18 protein-coding genes are annotated in these 20,301 nt (G+C 75.0%); 5 read left to right on the top strand and 13 right to left on the bottom strand.

What is annotated here, in order from left to right; all coding sequences use genetic code 11:
* Positions 1 to 14: 14 nt before the first annotated feature.
* From ACR9E3_RS11365 to ACR9E3_RS11340, 6 genes are all read right to left on the bottom strand, one after another.
* Positions 15 to 1,406 (bottom strand): MFS transporter, encoded by a 1,392-nt coding sequence (locus ACR9E3_RS11365; RefSeq protein WP_460380329.1) that lies wholly within the window; start codon positions 1,404 to 1,406, stop codon positions 15 to 17.
* Between the two features lie 37 nt (positions 1,407 to 1,443).
* Positions 1,444 to 2,712 carry an FAD-dependent monooxygenase gene (locus ACR9E3_RS11360; protein WP_460380328.1) on the bottom strand — a complete coding sequence of 423 codons (1,269 nt, stop codon included), beginning with the start codon at positions 2,710 to 2,712 and terminating at the stop codon, positions 1,444 to 1,446.
* 184 nt (positions 2,713 to 2,896) lie between these two features.
* On the bottom strand, positions 2,897 to 3,433 hold the full coding sequence (locus tag ACR9E3_RS11355; protein ID WP_460380327.1) for a MarR family winged helix-turn-helix transcriptional regulator: 537 nt from the start codon (positions 3,431 to 3,433) through the stop codon (positions 2,897 to 2,899).
* 108 nt (positions 3,434 to 3,541) lie between these two features.
* On the bottom strand, positions 3,542 to 4,930 hold the full coding sequence (locus tag ACR9E3_RS11350) for an MFS transporter (RefSeq protein WP_460380326.1): 1,389 nt from the start codon (positions 4,928 to 4,930) through the stop codon (positions 3,542 to 3,544).
* Between the two features lie 60 nt (positions 4,931 to 4,990).
* Positions 4,991 to 5,590: a TIGR03086 family metal-binding protein gene (locus ACR9E3_RS11345; protein ID WP_460380325.1), complete on the bottom strand. Its 600-nt coding sequence runs from the start codon at positions 5,588 to 5,590 to the stop codon at positions 4,991 to 4,993.
* Between the two features lie 29 nt (positions 5,591 to 5,619).
* Complete coding sequence (locus tag ACR9E3_RS11340) at positions 5,620 to 6,513, bottom strand: DNA-3-methyladenine glycosylase family protein (protein ID WP_460380324.1); 894 nt, start codon at positions 6,511 to 6,513, stop codon at positions 5,620 to 5,622.
* Between the two features lie 64 nt (positions 6,514 to 6,577).
* Here ACR9E3_RS11340 and ACR9E3_RS11335 point away from each other — a divergent pair, with 64 nt between their 5' ends.
* A complete protein-coding gene (locus tag ACR9E3_RS11335) occupies positions 6,578 to 7,567 on the top strand; it encodes a helix-turn-helix transcriptional regulator (protein WP_460380323.1) in 990 nt (329 codons plus the stop codon).
* Positions 7,568 to 7,578: 11 nt separating this feature from the next.
* The gene (locus ACR9E3_RS11330) at positions 7,579 to 8,154 is read left to right on the top strand and encodes a hypothetical protein (protein ID WP_460380322.1); all 576 of its coding nucleotides are present in this window, start codon (positions 7,579 to 7,581) and stop codon (positions 8,152 to 8,154) included.
* 313 nt (positions 8,155 to 8,467) lie between these two features.
* On the opposite strand, the gene ACR9E3_RS11325 is transcribed toward ACR9E3_RS11330, so the two are convergent.
* On the bottom strand, positions 8,468 to 9,610 hold the full coding sequence (locus ACR9E3_RS11325) for a L,D-transpeptidase (protein ID WP_460380321.1): 1,143 nt from the start codon (positions 9,608 to 9,610) through the stop codon (positions 8,468 to 8,470).
* A 271-nt stretch (positions 9,611 to 9,881) separates the two neighbouring features.
* Here ACR9E3_RS11325 and ACR9E3_RS11320 point away from each other — a divergent pair, with 271 nt between their 5' ends.
* Positions 9,882 to 10,586 (top strand): response regulator transcription factor, encoded by a 705-nt coding sequence (locus ACR9E3_RS11320; RefSeq protein WP_460380320.1) that lies wholly within the window; start codon positions 9,882 to 9,884, stop codon positions 10,584 to 10,586.
* A gap of 53 nt (positions 10,587 to 10,639) precedes the next feature.
* Here ACR9E3_RS11320 and ACR9E3_RS11315 read toward each other — a convergent pair whose 3' ends face one another.
* Together ACR9E3_RS11315 and ACR9E3_RS11310 are read right to left on the bottom strand one after the other, a co-directional pair.
* On the bottom strand, positions 10,640 to 11,830 hold the full coding sequence (locus tag ACR9E3_RS11315; protein WP_460380319.1) for an LLM class flavin-dependent oxidoreductase: 1,191 nt from the start codon (positions 11,828 to 11,830) through the stop codon (positions 10,640 to 10,642).
* A 96-nt stretch (positions 11,831 to 11,926) separates the two neighbouring features.
* Positions 11,927 to 13,312 carry a HAMP domain-containing sensor histidine kinase gene (locus ACR9E3_RS11310; protein ID WP_460380422.1) on the bottom strand — a complete coding sequence of 462 codons (1,386 nt, stop codon included), beginning with the start codon at positions 13,310 to 13,312 and terminating at the stop codon, positions 11,927 to 11,929.
* Between the two features lie 254 nt (positions 13,313 to 13,566).
* On the opposite strand from ACR9E3_RS11310, the gene ACR9E3_RS11305 reads away from it, so the two are divergent.
* Positions 13,567 to 15,345, top strand: coding sequence for a S1C family serine protease (locus tag ACR9E3_RS11305; RefSeq protein WP_460380318.1), 1,779 nt, complete (start codon positions 13,567 to 13,569; stop codon positions 15,343 to 15,345).
* 33 nt (positions 15,346 to 15,378) lie between these two features.
* Here the strand turns inward: ACR9E3_RS11305 and ACR9E3_RS11300 are convergent, their stop codons facing one another.
* From ACR9E3_RS11300 to ACR9E3_RS11290, 3 genes are read right to left on the bottom strand one after another with little or no spacing between them, the layout of a single operon-like run.
* Entirely contained in the window at positions 15,379 to 16,092 is a 714-nt protein-coding gene (locus tag ACR9E3_RS11300; RefSeq protein WP_460380317.1) for a class I SAM-dependent methyltransferase, read from the bottom strand.
* Entirely contained in the window at positions 16,089 to 16,793 is a 705-nt protein-coding gene (locus tag ACR9E3_RS11295; RefSeq protein ID WP_460380420.1) for a TIGR04282 family arsenosugar biosynthesis glycosyltransferase, read from the bottom strand. Before ACR9E3_RS11295 ends, ACR9E3_RS11300 begins: the two co-directional genes overlap by 4 nt.
* A 47-nt stretch (positions 16,794 to 16,840) precedes the next feature.
* Entirely contained in the window at positions 16,841 to 17,536 is a 696-nt protein-coding gene (locus ACR9E3_RS11290; protein ID WP_460380418.1) for a glycosyltransferase family 2 protein, read from the bottom strand.
* Between the two features lie 192 nt (positions 17,537 to 17,728).
* Between ACR9E3_RS11290 and ACR9E3_RS11285 the strand changes: the two genes are divergently transcribed.
* Positions 17,729 to 19,108, top strand: a complete 1,380-nt coding sequence (locus ACR9E3_RS11285; RefSeq protein WP_460380316.1) for a hypothetical protein — start codon at positions 17,729 to 17,731, stop codon at positions 19,106 to 19,108.
* A 73-nt stretch (positions 19,109 to 19,181) separates the two neighbouring features.
* Here ACR9E3_RS11285 and ACR9E3_RS11280 read toward each other — a convergent pair whose 3' ends face one another.
* Positions 19,182 to 20,240 carry an NAD-dependent epimerase/dehydratase family protein gene (locus tag ACR9E3_RS11280; protein ID WP_460380315.1) on the bottom strand — a complete coding sequence of 353 codons (1,059 nt, stop codon included), beginning with the start codon at positions 20,238 to 20,240 and terminating at the stop codon, positions 19,182 to 19,184.
* Positions 20,241 to 20,301 lie beyond the last annotated feature (61 nt).

The following is a 20,301-nucleotide window of genomic DNA, read 5'->3' as shown; positions in this document are numbered from 1 at the left end:
GGCTCCGTCTCCCGTCAGACCTGGGTGCGCTCGGTCGCCGGCGCGTCCGGCACGTCCGTGGTGATCCGGTCGAGCTCGCGGCCCGCGGTCTCCGGCGCGCCGACCCACATGTAGATCACCGCGGCGACGACCAGCAGGCCGAGCAGGGTGAACGTCAGCGGCAGCCCGAGCACCGGCCACAGCACGCTGCCGAAGAGCAGCGGCGCGAAGCCGGTGAGCGCGCGGCTCGACGACGACGCCCAACCGAAGCCCGACGCGCGCAGCTCGGTGGGGTAGAGCTCGGAGACGTAGGCGTACATGACCGGGATGACGATCAGGGAGAAGAGCCCGAACGCGCCGATCGCGATCACGGCCGCCGTGGGCGAGCCGAGCAGCAGCGAGAACACCACGAGCGTCGCGGCCGCGACCGGCCCGGCGATCGCGATGACGCGCTTGCGGCCGTAGCGGTCGACGACCAGCACCGACAGGGCGACACCGACGATGCCCAGCGCGTTCATCAGGGTCGTCGAGGCGAACGCCGCGATCTCGCCGAAGCCCTGGGCCTTGAGGATCGAGGGCATCCAGCTCAGGGCGGCGTAGTAGACGAGCATGACCGCGATGAACAGCGACCAGGCGACGCCGGTGACGCGCGGGTTGAAGGCCCAGACCCGGCGCAGCTGGTCGACAGCGGCGGCCCAGGCGCCACCGCGGGTGTCCTCGGCGACGGCGGCGGGGATGGCGTAGGGCTCCGGGGTGGCGCCGGTGCGGGTCACCATGTCGTCGATGACGGCACGGGCCTCGGCCTCGCGGCCCTTGCGGGAGAGGTAGAGCGGCGACTCCGGCACCCCGCGGCGCACCCAGAACAGCAGCAGGGCCGGCAGGATCATCAGCACGAGCATCCAGCGCCAGTTGCCGCCGACGGGGACGAGCAGGGTCGCCGAGACGCCGGCGAGCGTCGCCCCGATCGGCCACCAGCCGTCCATCGCGGCGAGCACCCGTCCCCGCTGCTTCTTCGGCGAGAACTCGCTGACGATCGCGTAGTCGACCGGGATGCAGCCGCCCAGCCCGACCCCGGCGAGGAACCGCAGCAGCAGGAACCACCCGATGCCCGGCGACAGCGCCCCGAGCACCGAGAACACCGCGAACACCAGCAGCGTGATGCTGAAGGCCTTCTTGCGCCCGATGCGGTCGGCGACGGTGCCCCAGGCGACGGCGCCGACGGCCATGCCGATGAGGTTGGCCGTGGCGACCAGGCCCTTCTGGCCGGGCGTCAGGCCGAACTCGGTCCCGACCAGCGGGGTGAGGAACCCGTTGAGGGCGACGTCCCAGGCGTCGAACATGTAGCCGAGGCCGCCGATGAGGAAGATCTTTCCTTGGACTCCCCAGCGCCAGGGCAGGTCCTGGACGATCTGGTCTCCGGTGCGCATGGTGTTCGCTCCTGTCCGGCTCGTGACCGTCCGCGCGTCAGCGGGCGAACTGGTAGTGGATGGACTCGGTGTCGGGGTCGTGCAGCGGGCTGCCGTGCCACAGCCAGTCGTAGGAGAGGTCGGACTCGCCGTCGAAGCGGCGCAGCTTGTCGTCGCGCTCGCGCTGCTCGGGGCCGTCGGGCAGGTGGTAGAAGGCCATGTTCTGCAGCGATGCGTCCTGGACCATGCCCGCGTGCTTGGCGCGGCGGTCGACGTAGCGCACCAGCGCGCCGTCGATGCCGTCGCGGGTCACCCGGCCCAGCTCCTCGGCGAGCACGGCGGCGTCCTCCATCGACTGCGAGGCGCCCTGCGCCTGGTAGGGCAGCATCGCGTGGCAGGCGTCGCCGAGCAGCGCGACCCGGCCGTCGATCCACACGGGGTCGCGGCGGCGCCGGTACATCGCCCACAGCGAGACGTCCTCGGGCTTCGCCTTCGAGAGCATCGCCGGGACGCGGTCGTCCCAGTCGCCGAAGTCCGACGCCAGCCGCTCCGGGGTGGCGGGCGCGCTCCAGTCGTCGGCAATGCCCTCCGAGCACGGCACGATCGCGACGACGTTGAGGTACTGGCCGCCGCGGATGACGTAGTGCACGAGGTGCTTGTCGGGGCCGTACCAGATCGTGGAGTGGTAGCGGTCGAGCAGGAAGCGCGTCGCCGGGTCGGCCGCGATCAGCTCGCCGGGGATCAGCGCGCGGTAGGCCATCTCGCCGGAGAACACGAGCGTGTCGTCGAAGCCGGCGAGGTCGCGCACGGCCGAGCGGATCCCGTCGGCGCCGACCAGCACGTCGCCGGCGAACCGGCGCCCGTCCTCGGCGACCGCGACGGGGCGCAGCGGCTCGGCCCGGTCGAGGTCGACGACCTTGGCCGCGGTCACCAGGCGGACGGCCGGTCCGGGGACGTCGGGGTCGGTGCAGGCGTCGAGGAGCACGCGGTGCAGGTCGGCGCGGTGGTAGTGCCAGTACGGGGCGCCGTACTGGTCGATCACCCGCTGGCCCAGCGGGAGCTGGGCGATGATGCTGCCGTCGGCCCAGCGGCGCCGGACCTGGTCCTCGGGCTGGGTGCGGATCGCCTCGAGCTGCGAGCGCAGCCCGAGCCCGATGAGGATGCGGCTCGCGTTCGGTGCGGTCTGGATGCCGGCGCCGATCTCGCCGAGCTCGGGCGCGGCCTCGACGACGGTGACGCGCAGGCCGCGCTGGCGCAGCGAGAGTGCGGCGCAGAGCCCGCCCAGCCCTCCGCCGACGATGGTGACCTCGAACGACTGGCTCGCCATCTGGCCGCCCTCCCGGTGTGGTGCTCGCGTTCGGCTGCGTTAAATCCGAGCACGTACTATCCGAGGACGCAATAGCTGAGCGGGTCCCGAGATGTGGCCGTAACAGATCGACGGGGGCCACGTGGCCCATCGGGACGAGACGTGTCCGTCCGTTGCGCCGTCGCTCGTGGTCTCGGGAGCAGGCTCAGAGGTCGCCGCGCTCGGCGACGTCCTCCCACTGGCGGCCGAGGTCGTTGAGCAGCGAGGCCAGGTGTGGCCGTTGCTCGGGCGAGCAGCCCGCGAGCAGGGCCTCGTCGAGGGCGCGGGCGCGGCGGTTGGTCTCGGCCAGGGCCTCGACGCCCGCGTCGGTGAGCGTCAGGACCTTCGCCCGCGCGTCGTGGGGTGCCTCGTGCCGGGCGATGAGCCCGCGCCGCTCCATGCGCCGGCAGACGTCCGCCATCGTCGAGGTGTCGAGGGCGACGGCGCTGGCCAAGGCCGTCTGGTCGGCGTCGGGGTAGGCGCGCACGGCCGAGAGCACCGCGAACTGCGGGCCGGTCAGCACGGAGTCGACGTGGCGGTTCCAGGCCGCGAGGTAGGCCTGGTAGACCCGGCGGGCGCCGTAGCCGGGTGCGGCCACCAGGTCGGCCGGCGGGTCGAGGCGGACCCGCCGCCGCGCGGCCCGGGCCTCGCGGACCTCGTCACCGGTGTTCGTGGCCGCTGCGGCTCCCGATCTCGACGCCACCGCTCACCCGTCCTTCGCCCCGCTGCCCCCGCGCGTGACCCATCGGGTCACTCCCCGTCGCAGGAGATGATACGTGCTCGGAACGAATGGGGCGGCGCGACGCCGCGGTCAGGGGTCCACCTCCTCGAGCGCGAGCCCGGTGCTGCGCGGCCCGAGGATGCCGACGTCGAGGCAGAGCAGCAGGATCAGGAACGCCGCGCCGCCGAAGACCGCGACCGGGCCGGCCGTCGCCAGCAGCGGGACGGCGATGAACGGCATGACCGCGGACGTCGCCCGCGACAGCGAGTACGCGACGCCGCTGGCGGTCGAGCGGATCGAGGTCGGGAAGATCTCCGCCTGGTAGATGTGGAAGGCGTTGGAGAAGATGTTGCTCGCCGAGGTCAGCAGGAAGCCGGCGAGCACGATGAGCCAGGGCGCCGACGCGGCGGCGAACACGATGCCGAGCACGCCGATGGCGATCGCCGAGCCGACGATCAGCCACTTGCGCTCGAAGCGCTCCACCAGCGGCACCGAGATCAGCGAGCCGATGGGGTAGCCGAAGAACGACAGCGCGGCGTAGCCGAGCGACTCGGTGACCTCGAAGCCCTTGCTCACCAGCACGAGCGGCGCGAGCGTGCCGAAGCCGTAGTAGGCGATGGTCTGGAGCACCTGGAAGATCAGCAACATGACCATCCGGGTGCGGTACTGACCGTTCAGGGCGGTGCGCAGGACCTCCCGGGTCGAGCGCTTCTCCGGTGGCTCCTCCGGCGTCACGCGGGCCGGGACGTCGTCCGGGGCCACCGGGTGCCCGACCTTGACGGCGATCGTCCGGGCGACCTCCACCGCCTCCTCGGTGCGCCCCTGCGACTCGAGCCACCGTGGCGACTCCGGCAGCACCCGGCGCAGCACGAGCACGAACACCGCGCCGAGCCCGCCGGCGATGAGCAGCCAGCGCCAGCCGTCGATCCCGCCGAGCTGGGATGCCGCGACGAGCTTGCCGCCGAGCAGGGCCGCCACCGGGACGCCGAGGAAGCCGACGGTGTACGCCCACGCCGTGTACCGCCCGCGGGAATGGGCCGGGAGGAACTCGGCGAGATAGGTGTCGACGAGCACCAGCTCCGCGCCCAGCCCGACGCCCGCGAGGAACCGCAGCACCAGGAACCACCCGATGTCCGGGGAGAACGCCGCGGCCAGCGAGAACAGCGAGTACATGAGCAGGTTGAGCAGGAAGACCCGCCGGCGCCCGAGGCGGTCGGCGAGCACCGAGAGCACGATCGCGCCCACGAACATGCCGAGGAACCCGCTGCCGACGACGGCGGCCTTGCCGATCGACCCGAGCGAGAACTCCTTGGCCAGGATCGGGGCGAGGACGCCGCCCAGGAAGACCTCGTAGAGGTCGAAGAACGAGCCGATCCCGACCAGCACGACCAGTCGGCGGTGCCAGCCCGCGAGGGGCAGCCGCTCGAGGATCGCGCCGGCCGGGCTCGTGGGCTCCGTCGCCCCGGTGGGTACCGCCATCGGGCGATGGTCGCCCTCACACGCTGTTCACGCCAGATGACTGACCGGATTGTCTGTTCATCAGACGAAAGTGGGTCGCGGCTCCCGTCCGAGCCACGCCACCACGCGCTCGTAGGCACCGGCGTCCGCCGCGACGTCCACCGGCGGGCCGAAGGGGATCGGCCCGCCGCGCGGCTCGGCCGGGAGCACGCGACGGGCGTTCTCCTCGATCGCCACGGCGAGCTCCTCGTCGAGGCCTGCGGAGCGTCCCGTGGCCGCGGCGAGGTCCCAGGCGTGGACCGTGAGCTCCTGGACGTACCCGAAGCCGACGAACCGACCGGGCATGGTGCCCCACGGGACGGTGAGGACGCGGTCGAGGACGGAGTCGTCGCCGCCGTCGAGGCCCCACGCGCGGTCGACGTCCGGGCGGGCCGCGGCGATCTCGGTGGCCGGGTCGCCGTCGGCGGCCGCGGGGTCGGCGGGGACGTCGGCGAAGTGGCCGCCGGCGCCCACGTGCGCGATGCGGCGGTGCACACCGACGAGGTGGCCGAGCAGTGCGCGCACGTCCCAGTCGTCGCACGGCGTCGGGCGGTCGAGCTGGTCGGCGGTGGTGCCCTCGACGAGGGCGCCGATCTGGTCGAGCGCGCGGGTCATCAGCGGGCGGGGGTCGGGAGCGGTCATGGTGGATCTCCTTCTCGGGGTGGTGTCGGTCAGGCTGCGGCGTCGGAGCCGGCCACGCGCAGGAGCAGCGCGACCCACATCCGGTAGGGGCGCAGCAGCTCGATCAGGTCGTCGAGCGGGTCGTCGGGTCCTCGCCCGTGGAGGCGGGCGAGGGTGGCGCGGCAGCGGGGCTCCTCGGCGGGGAACTCGTCGACCACGCCGCAGGACCGCAGCCAGATCAGGGAGGCGTAGAACTCGCCGATGCCGCGCAGCCGCCGCAGCGCCGCCCGGGCGCCCTCGGGGCCCAGGTCGCGCAACCGCGCCACCTCGAGCTCGCCCGCCAGGGCCGCGTCGGCGACGCCGTGCAGTCGCGCCACCTTCTCCGCGGAGAGCCCGGGGAACGCCTCGACCCGGCGCAGCGCCTCGGGGCGCGGGAACGCGACGACCTCGGCGCCCGCGACCGTGAGGGTCTCGCCGTGCGCGGCGGACAGGCGCCGGAAGACCGTGCCGGCCTGGCGCTCGCTGATCCGCGCCGACACGACGCTCCACGCGGCGGCCTCGTAGGGCCCGCCGAACAACGTGGGGCGCAGGCCGGGGTGGGCGGCCATCAGGTCGCCGATCGCCGGGAGCCGGCGCCCGACCACGGGGTAGTCGCGGGCGTCGTGGTCGAGCGACAGGATGCGCGCGATCTGGGCGAGCGCCACGTCCTCGGCGCCGTCGGCCCCGGCGATCTCGACGGTCACCGGGCCGTCGGGGGCGTCCTGGCGCAGGGCGAACGCCACGGGGCGCTGGTCGCCGTCGAGGGGCGCGGTGAGGCGCAGCGGCTCGTCGGCGGTGGGCGTGTGGCGGGTGATCGGTGCCCAGCGACCGACGAACGCGCGGGTGCGCTCGAGGTCGAAGGGCCCCAGGGGCTGCAGGGCGTGGGCGGCGAGCGCGGCGGTCATGGGAAGCAGGGTGCGCCGCCATACACGACATCTGCTGTCGTGATTTCGGGGCAGAATCCACGGGGTGCGCTCGGACCGTCTGCTCGCGACGTTGCTGCTCCTGCAGACCCACGGACGGCTGCCCGCGCCCGAGATCGCGCGGCGCCTCGAGGTCTCCACGCGCACCGTGCAGCGTGACGTCGAGGCCCTCTCGTCGGCGGGGGTGCCGGTGTACTGCGAACGCGGGCGCCGCGGCGGGGTGGCCCTGCTCGAGGGCTACCGCACCGACGTCACCGGCATGACCGACGACGAGGTGCGCGCGCTGGTGGCGCTCGGCGCGTCGGCCGACGGCGCGCTGGGTCCCGCGCTCGCCTCGGCGTCGCGCAAGCTCTTGGCCGCGCTCCCGGAGGCCCGCCGCGACGACGTCGACCGGGCGCGGCGGCGGCTGCTCGTGGAGCACCAGGGCTGGCGGCGCGCGCCCGAGGACCTGCCGGCGCTCCCGGCGCTCGACGCGGCGCTCGTCGCCGACGAGCGGGTGCGGATGCAGTACGCGACGGGGGACTCGCCGCGGGCCACGTGGCGCACGGTCGACCCGTACGGCCTGGTCAGCAAGGCGGGCACCTGGTACCTCGTGGCCGCCCACCGCGGGCAGCCGAAGATGTACCGCGTCAGCCGCGTGCGCGCGGTGACGGCCACCGGGACGCCCGCCCGCCGGCCCGACGAGCGCGGCCTCGCCGAGGTGTGGGGCGAGCTGCGCGACCGGCTGGAGACCGCCGGCGAGGAGGTCGAGGTCCGGCTGCTCGTCGACCCCGACTGGGCGGCCACGCTGCGCCGGGTGCACCTCGCCCAGCTCGCGGGCCCGTGGCGCTCCGAGGGTGTCGAGGCCGACGGTCGCGAGCGCCTCGTCGCGCCGTTCCGGTCGGTGCTCGCCGCGCGGGCCGCCCTGCTGGGCTACGGCGAGACCGTCGAGGTGCTCGCCCCCGCGGAGCTCCGCGCGGAGATGGCCGACGCGGCCGCGCGGGTGGTGGCGATGTACACGCGATCTCGTCTGCCGGAGGGGTCGCTGCCCGATTAGGGTCACGCGCCATGACGACGGTGTTGGTGACCGGTGGCGGCGAGCGACTGACCGAGGTGGCCGAGGCCATCCGCGCGACGGGGGCGGAGACCACCGTCGTGGATACGCTCGACCGTCTCGGCGAGGCGGTCCGCGGCACCACCTTCGACGGCTACGTGCAGCTGCCGGTGGCCATGACGCCCCGGCACGGCAGCCTCGTCTCGCGGGTCGAGCAGTTCCTCTCCGAGGGCCTGCTCAGCCGCTTCCGCGCCGCGGAGACCGTGCTGCCCGTCCTCGCCGACTCCGCGACCGTCCTCCTCGTCGGCGGCCAGACCAACGTCGACATCGACGCCCCCGACGACCAGGAGGCGCGCACCGCCCTCATGCGCGTGCTCGCCCACGCCCTGCGCGCCGAGCGCGCGCCCGCCCACCTGCGCGTGCGCACGGCGGGCCCGGGCTGGAGCCCCGCCGACATCGCCGCGGCCCTGGGAGACAGCGGCGCCGAGGCGACGGCGCCGGCCGACCAGACCGGCGACCGCGCGGCGATCGGCAAGGCCTACGCCGACTGGCGCGCCGAGGTCCTCGGCCTCGTGCGCGTGGAGTTCTAGGCGGAGCGAATCCCGGCGCCCCACCTCCGGGGCCTCGGTCCCGCGCCGTGTGGGTGCAGGTCGGGGCGTCGAGGGTGGTCGATGTGCTTCGGAAACCGAAGCATCTCGGGTCCCCTCGCCCGTCCTCCGCTCCCGGTGAGGTCCTGCGGGAGATCCGCAGTCCGAGAGTCACCTCCCGAGGGCTCGCGGAGGTGTCTCCGCCCTGGTGATCTCCGTGAACATCACCCGCCCGAAGATCAGGGGAGCGTCATCGACGTGCCGGAGCCCGTCGGGGTGGACAGCGCGCTCGTGATCTCCCCGTGCGCCGCCTGCCTCAGGCCAGCGCCGAACCCTGCCGGTACTGCTCCCACGGGATCAGCCAGTCGGCGATGTCGCCGTCGGCCGGGGTCAGCGGCCGCTCGGAGCCGACGATCTCCACCGGGTCGCCCATCTGCACCCAGTTGAAGAACATCTGCCCGTTGGCGGGGGAGAGGTTCACGCAGCCGTGGGAGACGTTGCTGCGGCCCTGCTGGCGCACCGTCGCCGCGTTGACGTGCACGAACTCGCCGTTGTTCGAGATCCGCACGGCGAGGGGCAGCTCCTCGTCGTAGAAACCCGGGGTGCCCTCGGCCGGGCCGCCCCACGTGTCCGAGCGCATCCGCTTGATCTCGTGCTTCTCGAACGCGACGTGGACGCCGTACTGGGTCGGGTACTGCGGGCGGCCGTAGGAGGCCGGCATGGTCTGCAGCTCGCGCCCGTCCTGGTAGAGCACGAGGGTGTGGGCGTTGACGTCGCCGCGGGCGCGCTGGTCGCGGCCCACGGTGAACGACAACGAGCTGTCCTCGGCCCCGAAGACGCCCTCGCCGGTGTCGACCCCGAACAGCCGCGCGTCCACCGTGACCTGCGTGCCGGGGCGCCAGTAGTCCTTCGGGCGCCAGTTGAGCTGCTCGTCGGACATCCAGTGGAACGAGCCCTCGGTGGGCACCGACGTCCGCACCGACACGCGGCGCTCGACGGCGGCGCGGTCGGTGACGGGGGCGTCGAAGGTGATCGAGATCGGCATCGCGACGCCGACGGTCTGCCCGTCGGTGGGGCGGGTGCTGGCGATCTCGAGGGTCTGCTCGGGGGCGACGGTGCGGAAGGTCTGGTCGAGCGGGGCGCCGGGGCGGCCGTCGGAGTCGACGCCGGCGGCCTGCACGCGGTACTCGGTGTCGTAGGCGAGCGCGGCGCTGGTCCAGCGTGTGCCGCTCGGGTCGGGCGTGCCGGCGAGCGGAGCGGCGCCGGTGGGGGTGACGGTCACCTGGGTCAGCCGACCGCCGGCGGCGGAGACGACCAGGGGCTCGGCGGGCGCCACGTCCGCGGCACCCGGTGCGACCGACGCGGCGAGGGCCACGGGGGGTGCCGGCGGCGACGCCGGGGCCGCGGTGGGGCCGACGGCGCACCCACCCAGCAGAGCGGCCAGGGCGAGCAGCACCACGATCGGGACCGCCGTGGCCCGATCGGACCTGCGGACCCCCGTCGCGCGGGCGCGCTCCGTTCCCGACACACCGACCCCCTCATCCCGATTCGGGGAGATCCTGCCCCGACATCCTCTCTCGTGGCAGACGTCGCGGAGCGGACGAGGGTTGCGTGTCGCGGGTGTCGATCCGGTCTCGGTGGCCCGTCCTCGGGAACCGGCTGCTCCCGACGGGGGAGCGTCGCGGCGCGGTCTCAGCACCGTCTCAGGGCGTGCGGCCACACTGTGCGCCATGCGGATCCTCGTCGCGGACGACGACCGGGCGGTGCGCGACTCCCTGCGCCGCTCCCTGGCGTTCAACGGCTACCAGGTCGAGCTCGCCGCGGACGGGCAGCAGGCCCTCGACGCCCTGGCCGGTGACGGGCAGCGCCCCGACGCCCTCGTCCTCGACGTGATGATGCCGCGGGTCGACGGCCTCGAGGTCTGCCGGCGCCTCCGCAACGCCGGCGACGACATCCCGGTGCTCGTGCTCACCGCGCGCGAGGCCGTCTCCGACCGTGTTGCCGGCCTCGACGCGGGCGCGGACGACTACCTGGCCAAGCCGTTCGCGCTCGAGGAGCTGCTGGCCCGGCTGCGCGCGCTGCTGCGCCGGACCATCCCCGACGAGAGCACCAACGGCGCACCCGACCCCGAGCCGCTGCGCTTCGCGGACCTCTCGCTCGACCCCGTCACCCGCGAGGTCCGCCGCGGCGAGCGGCCGATCAGCCTCACGCGCACCGAGTTCTCGCTGCTCGAGATGTTCATGGCCAACCCGCGCCGCGTGCTCACCCGCAGCCGGATCCTCGAGGACGTCTGGGGCTACGACTTCCCGACCACGGGCAACGCGCTCGAGGTCTACGTCGGCTACCTGCGCCGCAAGACCGAGGCCGAGGGCGAGGCCCGCCTCATCCACACCGTCCGCGGCGTGGGCTACGTCCTGCGCGAGACCCCGCCGTAGACACGTGAGCGAACTTTGGGCCTATAGGCCCAAAGTTCGCTCACGTACGTCGGTCAGCTCTTCGAGGCGACCTCGGCCTCGTACTTCTTGGTCATGTGGTCGACGGCGTCGAGCTGGGTGGCCGCGAACTCGTCGCGGCGCAGGCCGGCGCGCTCCTTGGCCGCCTGGGTCGACTCGGCGTGCGAGCGCCCGCCCCACGTCGTGCCCTGGAAGTGGGGGAGCACCTCCTGGGCGATGAGCTCCCACGAACGCTTGGTCGCCTGCGGGTTCGCCCACTCGTGCCCGAGCAGGAGCATCGCGCCGAAGCCGCCCGACTGGTCGGCGAGGCGCTGGACCTGGGCGCGCGCGTCGTCCGGCGTGCCGATCGCCCCGATGCCGGCCTCGTTGATGAAGTCGATCATTTCCTTGACGTCGCCGCCCTCGACCGCCATCTGCGGGAACGCCGCGGTCTTCTGGAAGTAGCGGAACCAGTTCTCGATCCCGTACTCGACGTCGCGGTAGGCCTGCTCCTTGGTCTCCGCGATGTGCATGAGGCCCACCAGGCGCCACTTGTCGCGGTCCGGCGTCGGCTGCCCGTAGTGCTGGGCGCGTTCCTCGACGACGTTCCAGTGGTGCGCGAGCGCGTCGAAGCCGTCCTGGGTCAGCGTCGCGCCGATCGAGAGCAGCCCCACGCCGTGCCGGCCGGCCATGCGCGGCCCGGTCGGCGACGCGACGGCCGCGACGGCGATGTCGAAGCACGGCTCGGTGTAGGGGCGCAGCTGCAGCTGGGCCTCGACGAGGTTGTGGGTCTTCGTCTGCTCGGTGACGACCTCGCCGCGCAGCAGCCGCATGATGATGTCGAGGTTGACGTCCAGCAGCTCGCGGGTGTCTGTGGGGTTCAGCCCGATCATCGACGAGTCGCTGGGCAGCGAGCCCGGCCCGACGCCGAGCATCGAGCGCCCGCGGGTGAGGTGGTCGAGCAGCACCATGCGGTCGGCCACCCAGAGCGGGTTGTGGTAGCTCGCCGACGTCACGCCGGTGCCGAGCCTGATCCGCTTGGTGCGCTCCGCGGCGGCCGCGATGAAGATCTCCGGGGAGGCGATGATCTCGCTGCCCGCCGAGTGGTGCTCCCCGATCCACGCCTCGTCGATGCCGAGGGCGTCGAGGTGCTCGATGAGCTCGAGGTCGCGCTGCAGGGCCAGGGTCGGGTTCTCACCGGCGCGGTGGAACGGGGCCAGGAACGTGCCGAAGCGCAGTCTGCTCACGGGACAACCTCTCGACGTCGACGTCTTCGCACCCGACGGTAAGCCGCGTCACAGCTCTTCGTACAGGACCGTGACGGCGCGTGACGTCCATGAGGACTAACGCCGGGGCATCCAGAAGCGCAGCAGGGCCCCGCCCTCGGGTGCACGGCCGGCCGAGACGCCGCCGTGGTGGCGCTCCGCGACCTGGGCGACGATCGAGAGCCCGAGCCCCGACCCGCTCATCGTCCGGGCGTCGAGCGAGCGGTAGAAGCGCTCGAAGACGAGGTCGAGCTCCTCGTCGGCGATCCCCGGTCCCGCGTCGGCCACTTCGAGCACCGCCGTGCCCGGGCGTTCGGGGGCGACGCCGGGGCGCAGGGTGACGCGCACGCTCGCGCCCGGCGGGCTCCACTTCGCGGCGTTGTCGAGCAGGTTGAGCGCCGCGCGCTCGAGGGCGTTGGCGTCGCCGACGACCTCGCACGTCGCGAGGTCGACGTCGAACCCCACGTTCTCCGCGACCGCGCGGCGCCGGGCCCGGTCGAGGGCGCGCTCGACGACGTCGGCGAGGTCGAGGGGCTCGGCCGTCACCTCCGGCGGGTCGTCGCGGGCGAGCTCGACGACGTCGCCGATGAGGTTCGCGAGCTCGTCGACCTGGGCGCGCAGGTCCTCCTGGAGCTCGGCGCGGTCCTGCGCGGACAGCGTCGGGGCCCCGGGCCGCCCGGAGGCCTGGTCGGAGGCCATGAGCAGCTCGAGGTTGGTGCGCAGCGACGTCAGCGGGGTCCGCAGCTCGTGGCCGGCGTCGGCCACGAGCCGGCGTTGTCGCTCGATCGACGACGCCAGCGCCGCGAGCATGGCGTTGAAGCTCGACGTCAGGCGCGCGATCTCGTCGCCGCCGGTGACCGGGATCGGGCGCAGGTCGCCCGTGCGCGCGACGCGCTCGGTCGCCGAGATCAGGCGCTCGACCGGGCGCAGGCCCGCGCGGGCGATCGCGACACCGGTCAGCGCCGCGAGCAGGACGCCCGAGGCGCCCGCGACGATGAGCACGACGGCGAGCTTGCGCAGCGTCTGCCGGGTCGGGTCGAGCTCCTGGGCGAGCACCAGCGCCCGGTTCTCGCCCGCGTAGACGGCCACGACGCGGTAGACCTCGCCGTCGATGACGCCGGTCCGCACCGAGGTCGGCGGGTCCCGGCGCGCCGCCGACACCTCGGCCGCGCCGAGCGGCGGGCTGTTGCCGCGCAGGGTGACGAACTCGCCGTCCGCGGTGACGATCGCGACCCGCACCTCGCCGGCGGCGAGCGCGTCCGACGAGACCCGCAGCAGGATCGCGGGATCGGCGAGGTCGCCCGACGCGGCCGTGGTCGCGCGCTGCACCAGGCTCTCGTCGAGCTGGTCGTAGAGCGCGCGCTGGGCGGTGAAGAAGACCGCCGCGGCGATCAGCGCGACGAGCAGCCCGCCGCCGACGGAGACGAGGATCCCGACGCGGCGACGCAGCGGGATGCCCTGCAGGACGTGGCGGACGAGGCCGGGCGGGTGGTCCTGCTCGTCGTCGCGGGGGGCGCTCGCGGTCCCCGCGGAAGAGTCCGAGCTCTCCGGGGGAGCCCCGGGGTCGGGTGCCTCGGGACGGTCGTCGACGGCCGGCGGGCCGCCGTGCGACGGGCCGGGCACTCCACGTTCCACCCCACCAGCTTCCCCCGTCCCGGCGACGCCCGCGGCGGGCGCCTGTCGACGCGGCGCCGCGGGCGATGCGAGAGGCTGGGCACATGAGTGAGAACGACGCCGCCTCCGCCGCCCCGGACGGCTCCGGAAACCCCGGGGCCGGCCCGCCGCCCGGATCGACGTCGGCCTCCGCCGCCGGTGCGCCGGAGACGTCGGAGGAGTCGGAGACGGCCGGCACGTCCAGGACGTCCACGACGGCGGACACGTCCGTGACGGCGGCGAGCACGCCCGGGAGCGCCTCCGAGACGGCGGCGCCGAGCGGCGCCCGTCCCGCCGGCCCGGGCGGGGTGCGCTGGGCCGAGGGCACCGGGCGCGAGTACGACGCCACGTCCACCACCGCGTCCCACACCGAGGGCGACCGCGCCGCGCCGTACACCGCGCCGACGACGGTCACCCAGTCCCCGTCCACGCCGTCGTTCGCGCCGCAGACCCCGCAGGGCGGACAACCGGGCGGGCCGCCGTCGGGATCGCCGCCCGGGCTCGGCACCCCGTCCGGCGGTGCCGCCGGCGCGACGGCGGCGTTCGGCGCGGTGTCGTCGTACCCCGCGACCGCCCCGCAGACGCGGGAGGCGCCGGCGGGCGGGTTCGCCCCGCCGACCGGCGGCTCCGGGGGCTCCGGGGGTTACGGCTGGGGCGCCGCCGCCGCGGGTCCGGCGACCCCGCCCGGGGGCTACCCCCGCGACCCCGGGGCCGGGTGGGGCGGCGCGGCGTCACCGGGAGGACCCGCGGCGCCGGACACCGCCCGGTCGGCACGCCGGCCGGGAACGCTCGGTCTGGTCGCCCTGGCGCTGGTCGCGGGCCTCGTCGGCGGCGTGCTGGCGGCGGTGGTGGTCGGCGGACTGGGCAGCTCGAGCACGTCGTCGCAGGGCACCGCGCTCGACCAGCCCGTCCCCGAGGGCGGCGCCGCGGCGGCGGCACCCGGCTCGATCGAGCAGGTCGCGGCGACGGTGATCCCCAGCGCCGTGCAGATCCGGGGCGCGGCCGGCGAGGGTTCCGGCGTCGTGCTGTCGGCCGACGGCCTGATCATGACGAACAACCACGTCCTGCAGGCGGGCCAGGGCGGCGGTCTCGAGGCGATCTTCTCCGACGGCCGGTCCGCGCCGCTGCAGGTCGTGGGCACCGCGCCGGCCGCGGACATCGCCGTCGTGCGCGCGAGCGGCGTCACCGACCTCCGGCCCGCGAACCTCGGCAACTCCGACCAGCTCGCCCAGGGGCAGGCCGTCATCGCGGTCGGCTCCCCGCTCGGGCTGTCGGGCACCGTGACCACCGGCATCGTCAGCGCCCTGAACCGGCCGGTCGAGGCGGGCGGCTCCGGGTCCGGCCAGAGCAGCGTCCTCGACGCCATCCAGACCGACGCCGCGATCAACCCCGGCAACTCCGGCGGTCCGCTCGTCGACGGCCAGGGCCGCGTGATCGGGGTCAACACCGCGATCGCGAGCGTCACCGGCAGCGCCGGTCAGGAGGCCGGGTCGATCGGTCTCGGGTTCGCGATCCCGATCAACCAGGCCCGCAGGCTCGCCACCGAGCTCGTCGACACCGGCCAGGCCACGCAGGCGGTCATCGGGGTCGGGGTGGCCGACGCCCGGCCGCGCGGCGCCGCGATGGCCGACGTGCAGCCGGGCTCGCCGGCGCAGACCGCGGGCATCGCGGCCGGCGACGTGGTCGTCGGCGTCGACAACCGGGTGATCGAGGACGCCAACGCGTTCGTGGCCGCCATCCAGTCGCGGGCGCCGGGTCAGACCGCGACGCTCACGCTGCAGGCGCCGGGCGGTACGCGCCAGGTCACGGTCACGCTGGGCAGCCGGGTGATCGGCGGGCGCTGAGCCCGCCGCCGGGACGGCCCGGGATCCGGAGGCTCAGGCGGGGGTCAGCGTCACGAAGCAGCGGGCGCCGTCGGCCGTCTGGTGGCGCTCGGCCACGGCGAGCCCGGCCTCCGCCGCGACGGCGTCGACGCCGTCCGGGCCGAGCACGGCCCACGGGAACCACGGCCCGCCCGCCTCGCGGACGGTGAGGTCGTCGGGGCCCTCGAGGTAGGCGGTGCCGCACCAGAGGTCGGCGCCGGCCTCCAGCTCGAGCAGCACGGTGCCGCCGTCGGCGAGCAGCGCGCGGCAGCGGCGCAGCAGCGCCACCGGGTCACCGCCGATGCCGATGTTGCCGTCGGCCAGCACGACGTGCTGCCAGCGGCCCTCGCCGGGCAGGCGTTCGAACGCGTCGCGGTGCAGGACGGCGGCGCCGCGCTCGAGGCAGCGCTCGACGGCCTGCACCGACACGTCGACGCCCAGGGCCGCCACGCCGCGGTCGGCCAGCGCCACGACGAGGCGGCCCGGGCCGCAGCCGAGGTCGAGCGTCGCGCCCGAGCAGCGCTCGAGCAGCCACGCGTCGTCGTCGTCGGCGTCGTCGTGCCATCGCTGCACGGCCAGCGGCAGGACCAGGCCGTCACCGCGCACCAGCCGGTGGCACCGTCCGGCCAGCGCCGCGTCGAAGACCGCCCCGGTGTCGGTCGGGCCCGGCTCGACCCCGTCGCCCGGGTGGACCGGTGCGCTCGCGCGGGCCGACGTCAGGGAACTCATCGTGGGAGGCCTCCGGGGGCGGGGAGCGCGTCCGCGACGGCGCGGGCGAAACGGCCGGTGGGGACGAGGTCGGCGACCGCGACGGCGTCGTCGGGGGTGTCGACGTCGGAGAGGGGCGGCAGGGCGAGCACGTGGCCCGGGTGCCCCGCCCGGAGTGCGGCGAGCGTGAGGTCGCCGGTGTCGTCGCGCGAGGTGGGGACCTCGGCGATCAGCTTCGCCTGCCGGGGGTCGGCGAGGGCGAGCGCCCACCAGCCGCCGTCCAGCGCGTGGCCCAGGGCGGCCTCGGCGTCGGTCGTGACGAGATCGAGCGCGTCGGCGAGCATCGTCGCGTCGACCTGCGGGGTGTCCATCCCGATCTGCACGCTGACCGCGCCGGGGAACGTGTCGGCGACGTCGCCGTGCGCGGCGGTGATCCGCTCACCGAGGCTCTCGCCGCGCTGCGGCACGACGACCGTGTCGCCGAGCGCCGCGGCGATCTCGTCGCGACGCGCCGCCGCGGCGGCGTCGCCCTCGAGGGCGACGACGACCCGCGCGCCCGGGACCGCGCGCGCGGCGTCGAGGGTGTCGAGCAGGGCCGCCGCCGCGACGTCCGCGGCACCCGCGGGGGTCGCCGCGGGCGTCAGGCGGGTCTTCACCCGGCCCGCCACCGGGGCCTTCGCGAGCACGAGGACGACCCTCGTGACCGGCGCACTGGTCCGCATGGACGGCGTGTTCGTGCGCGGGCTCGTGATCGGTTCGACCCCGCCGGTCATGAAGCGGTACCCCGGCCGTCGACGGCGGTGGACGGTCCGTCCGGCCGGGTCCGCGCGATGGCCTTCGACATGTCCCGCACGGCGCGCGCGGTGCCCTTGACCGAGCCGGAGACCTTGGAGCGCCCGCCGGTCCGGGGCCGGTAGGCGACGTCGACCTCGCGGATCCGCCACCCGGCGGCGCCGGCCCGGATGAGCAGCTCGAGGGGGTAGCCGAAGGCGCGGTCGGTGATCCCGAGGTCGAGCAGGGCCTCTCGGCGCGCGACGCGGATCGGCGCGATGTCGCGCACCGCGACCCCGCGGGTGCGCATCAGCCCGGACAGCACGAGGTTGCTGACCCGCGCGTGCCACGGCCACACCCCGGGGGCCGCCGGGACGCGGCGCCCGACGACGAGGTCGGCGTCGGTGTCGCGCAGCAGCCGCACCATGGCCGGCAGCTCGGCCGGGTCGAGGGAACCGTCGGCGTCGATCACCGCGACGACGTCGGTCCGCGTCGCCTCGAGCCCGGTGTGCACCGCGGCGCCGTAGCCGGGCCGGGCCTCGTGGACGACGAGCGCGCCCAGACGCTCGGCGATCTCCGGTGTGCCGTCGGTGGAGCCGTTGTCGCAGACGACCGCGTCGAAGCCCGCGGGCAGGGCGGCGAGCACCCCGGGGAGCGCCTCCGCCTCGTCGAGGCAGGGGAGCACGACGTCCACACGGTCCGCGGGCTGCTCCACCTCGGTCACGCTATGAGGTCGCCCGTGAGCCCGCCGCACGGGGTCGGTCCCCGTGTCGGGTGGACGGTGCTCCGTCGCGACGGGTCTGTCCTGGTCCGGACGGGCGACCGGCGGCCTCCGGGCGGACCTCCTCACCGGGGGATCACGGGGCCGCCGTACCGTCCTGCGCTGATGACGACCGTGGTGCACGACCGCCCGGGACCCGCCGGCGAGCCCCCGTCGCCGACCCGCCGGCCGCTGCGCCTGCGTGGCGACCTGATCGCGGTCCTGGTGGCTGCGCTGCTGGTCACGGCGTCGTCCGTCGTCGGATGGATGTTGATCGACGCGGGCGTGCCCGTGCTCGTGGGCTGGCCGCCGCTGCTGGCGTCGTGGCTGCCCCGCGTGGGTCCGGGCACCGTGCCGGCGACCGTCGTGGCCCTGCTCGTCGCCCTCGGTGGCCCCGCGGTGGCGCGCTCGCTGCGCTGGGGCCCGCTGCTCGCGGTGGCCTACGTCGCCTCGCTGGCGTGGACCTTCGCGCTCGCGACGATCGACGGATGGATCGTCGGGGTCGCCGAGCGGCTGGCGACGCCGACCGAGTACCTCGCCGAAGTGCCCCGCACGCCCGACATCGCGGTCTTCCTGCAGACCTTCGCCGAGCGCATCGCGGGCCGCACCCCCGACACGCTCGTGACCCACGCGTCCGGGCACCCGCCGGGCGCGACGCTGTTCTACGTCCTGCTGGACCGCGCGGGGTTCCCGGGCGGCGAGTACGCGGGGGCGGTCACCGCCGCGATCGGCGCCTCGGCGGCCGTCGCCGTGGCGATCACCCTCGCCGCCGTGGGCGACCGCGACCTCGCGCGGGCGTACCTGCCGTTCGGCGTGCTCGCCCCAGCGGCGATCTGGGTGGGGGTCTCGGCCGACGGGATGTTCGCGGCCGTGTTCGCCTGGGGCGTCGCCCTGTTCGCCCTCGGCGTCGCGCGCCGCAGCGTCGCCGGGCACGTGCTGTGCCTGGCCGGCGGCGTCGTCCTCGGGCTCTCGCTCTACCTCTCCTACGGGCTCGTGGTCGCGGGCCTGGTGCCGGTCGTCGTCGCGGTGCTCGCCCGGCGGTTCACTCCCCTGATCACCGGCGGCGTCGGCGTCGCGGCCGTCGTCGCGGCGTTCACCGCCGGCGGGTTCTGGTGGTACGAGGGCTACGAGCAGGTGCAGGTGCGCTACTACCAGGAGGGCGAGTTCGGCCTCCTGCGCCCGTACGAGTACTGGGTGTGGGGCAACCTCGCCGCGCTGGTCCTCGTGCTCGGGCCCGCGGCGATCGCCGGCCTCCGGCGTGCGGCCTGGCGGCCCCGCGCCGCACCGGTCGCCCTCGTCGCGCTCGCCGCGGCCGGCCTCGTCGCCGTGCTCGCCGCGGACTTCTCGGGGCTCTCGAAGTCCGAGGTCGAGCGGATCTGGCTGCCGTTCGCGCTGTGGATCCTCCCGCTCGCGGCGCTCCTGCCCCGCGCCGCGGCCCGCTGGTGGCTCCTGGCCCAGGCCGTCCTGGCCCTGGCGATCAACAGTCTGCTCGCGACGGTGTGGTGACCCGCGTTGTCGCAGCGAACGCCCTGTTCGCTGCTTCTATGCGTACGAAGTCCCCGTTGATCAGCCGGGTCGGTCAGCCGACGGCGTCGCGCAGGGGATCGGTGGCGAAGGCGGCGATGCCGTCGGCGAAGGTCGTCCGGGCGCGGTAGCCGAGCAGGTCCGCGGCGCGGGCGGGGTCGGCGGTGACGTGGCGGACGTCGCCGGGCCGGGCCCCGCCGACGATCTGCGGCGCCGGGCCGTCCATGGCCCCGGCGAGGGTGGTCGCGAGGTCGCCGATCGTGCGGACCTCGCCCGAGCACACGTTGAGCGGGACGCACCGCCCGTCGGTAGCCGGCGTCTCGAGCGCGGCGACGTTGGCGGCGGCGACGTCGGAGACGTGCACGAAGTCGCGGCGCTGGCGCCCGTCCTCCATGACGCGCGGGGCCTCGCCGCGCTCGAGCGACGAGCGGAAGATCGACGCGACGCCGGCGTAGGGCGTGTTCTGCGGCATCCGCGGGCCGTAGACGTTGTGGTAGCGCATCGCCCAGACCCGCCCGCCGGTGGCGCGCGCCCAGGCGACGGCCAGGTGCTCCTGGGCGAGCTTCGTCGCAGCGTAGGTGCTGCGCGGCTCGAGCGCGGCGTCCTCGGGCACGAGCTCGCCGGCGAGGTCACGGCCGCAGTGCGGGCACGGCAGGTCGTAGCGGCCGGCGTCGACGTCGGCCTGCCGGCGGTCCGGCGGGGGCACGACGCCGTGCTCGGGGCACGCGTAGCGCCCCTCGCCGTAGACGACCATGGAGCTCGCCATGACGAGGTCGCGGTGCCCGGAGCGGTACATCGCGGCCAGCAGCACGGCCGTGGCGACGTCGTTGTTCTCGGCGTAGTCCGGCGCGTCGTTCGGGTCGACGCCGTGGCCGACCATGGCGGCCTGGTGGCACACCGTGTCGACCTGCGGCAGCAGCCGGTCGAGCAGGCCCGCGTCACGGACGTCGCCCTGCACCAGCTCGTAGCGGTCGAGCCATGGCGGCGCCTTGCCTGCCGCGTGCGCCTGCGGGAGCAGCGCGTCGAGCAGCACCGGGGTGTGACCACCCTCGGCCAGGGCATCGGCGATGCGGGAGCCGATGAAGCCGGCTCCGCCCGTCACGAGAACACGCACCCCGGCACGCTATCCGCCCAGGTCCCACCCGGTGGTGGCACACCCCCGACGGCCTGCTCGG

The organism is Actinomycetospora sp. C-140, from assembly GCF_054796175.1.
The sequence above is the reverse complement of the archived record's forward strand: the minus strand, read 5'-3'. Positions and strand labels throughout refer to the sequence as shown.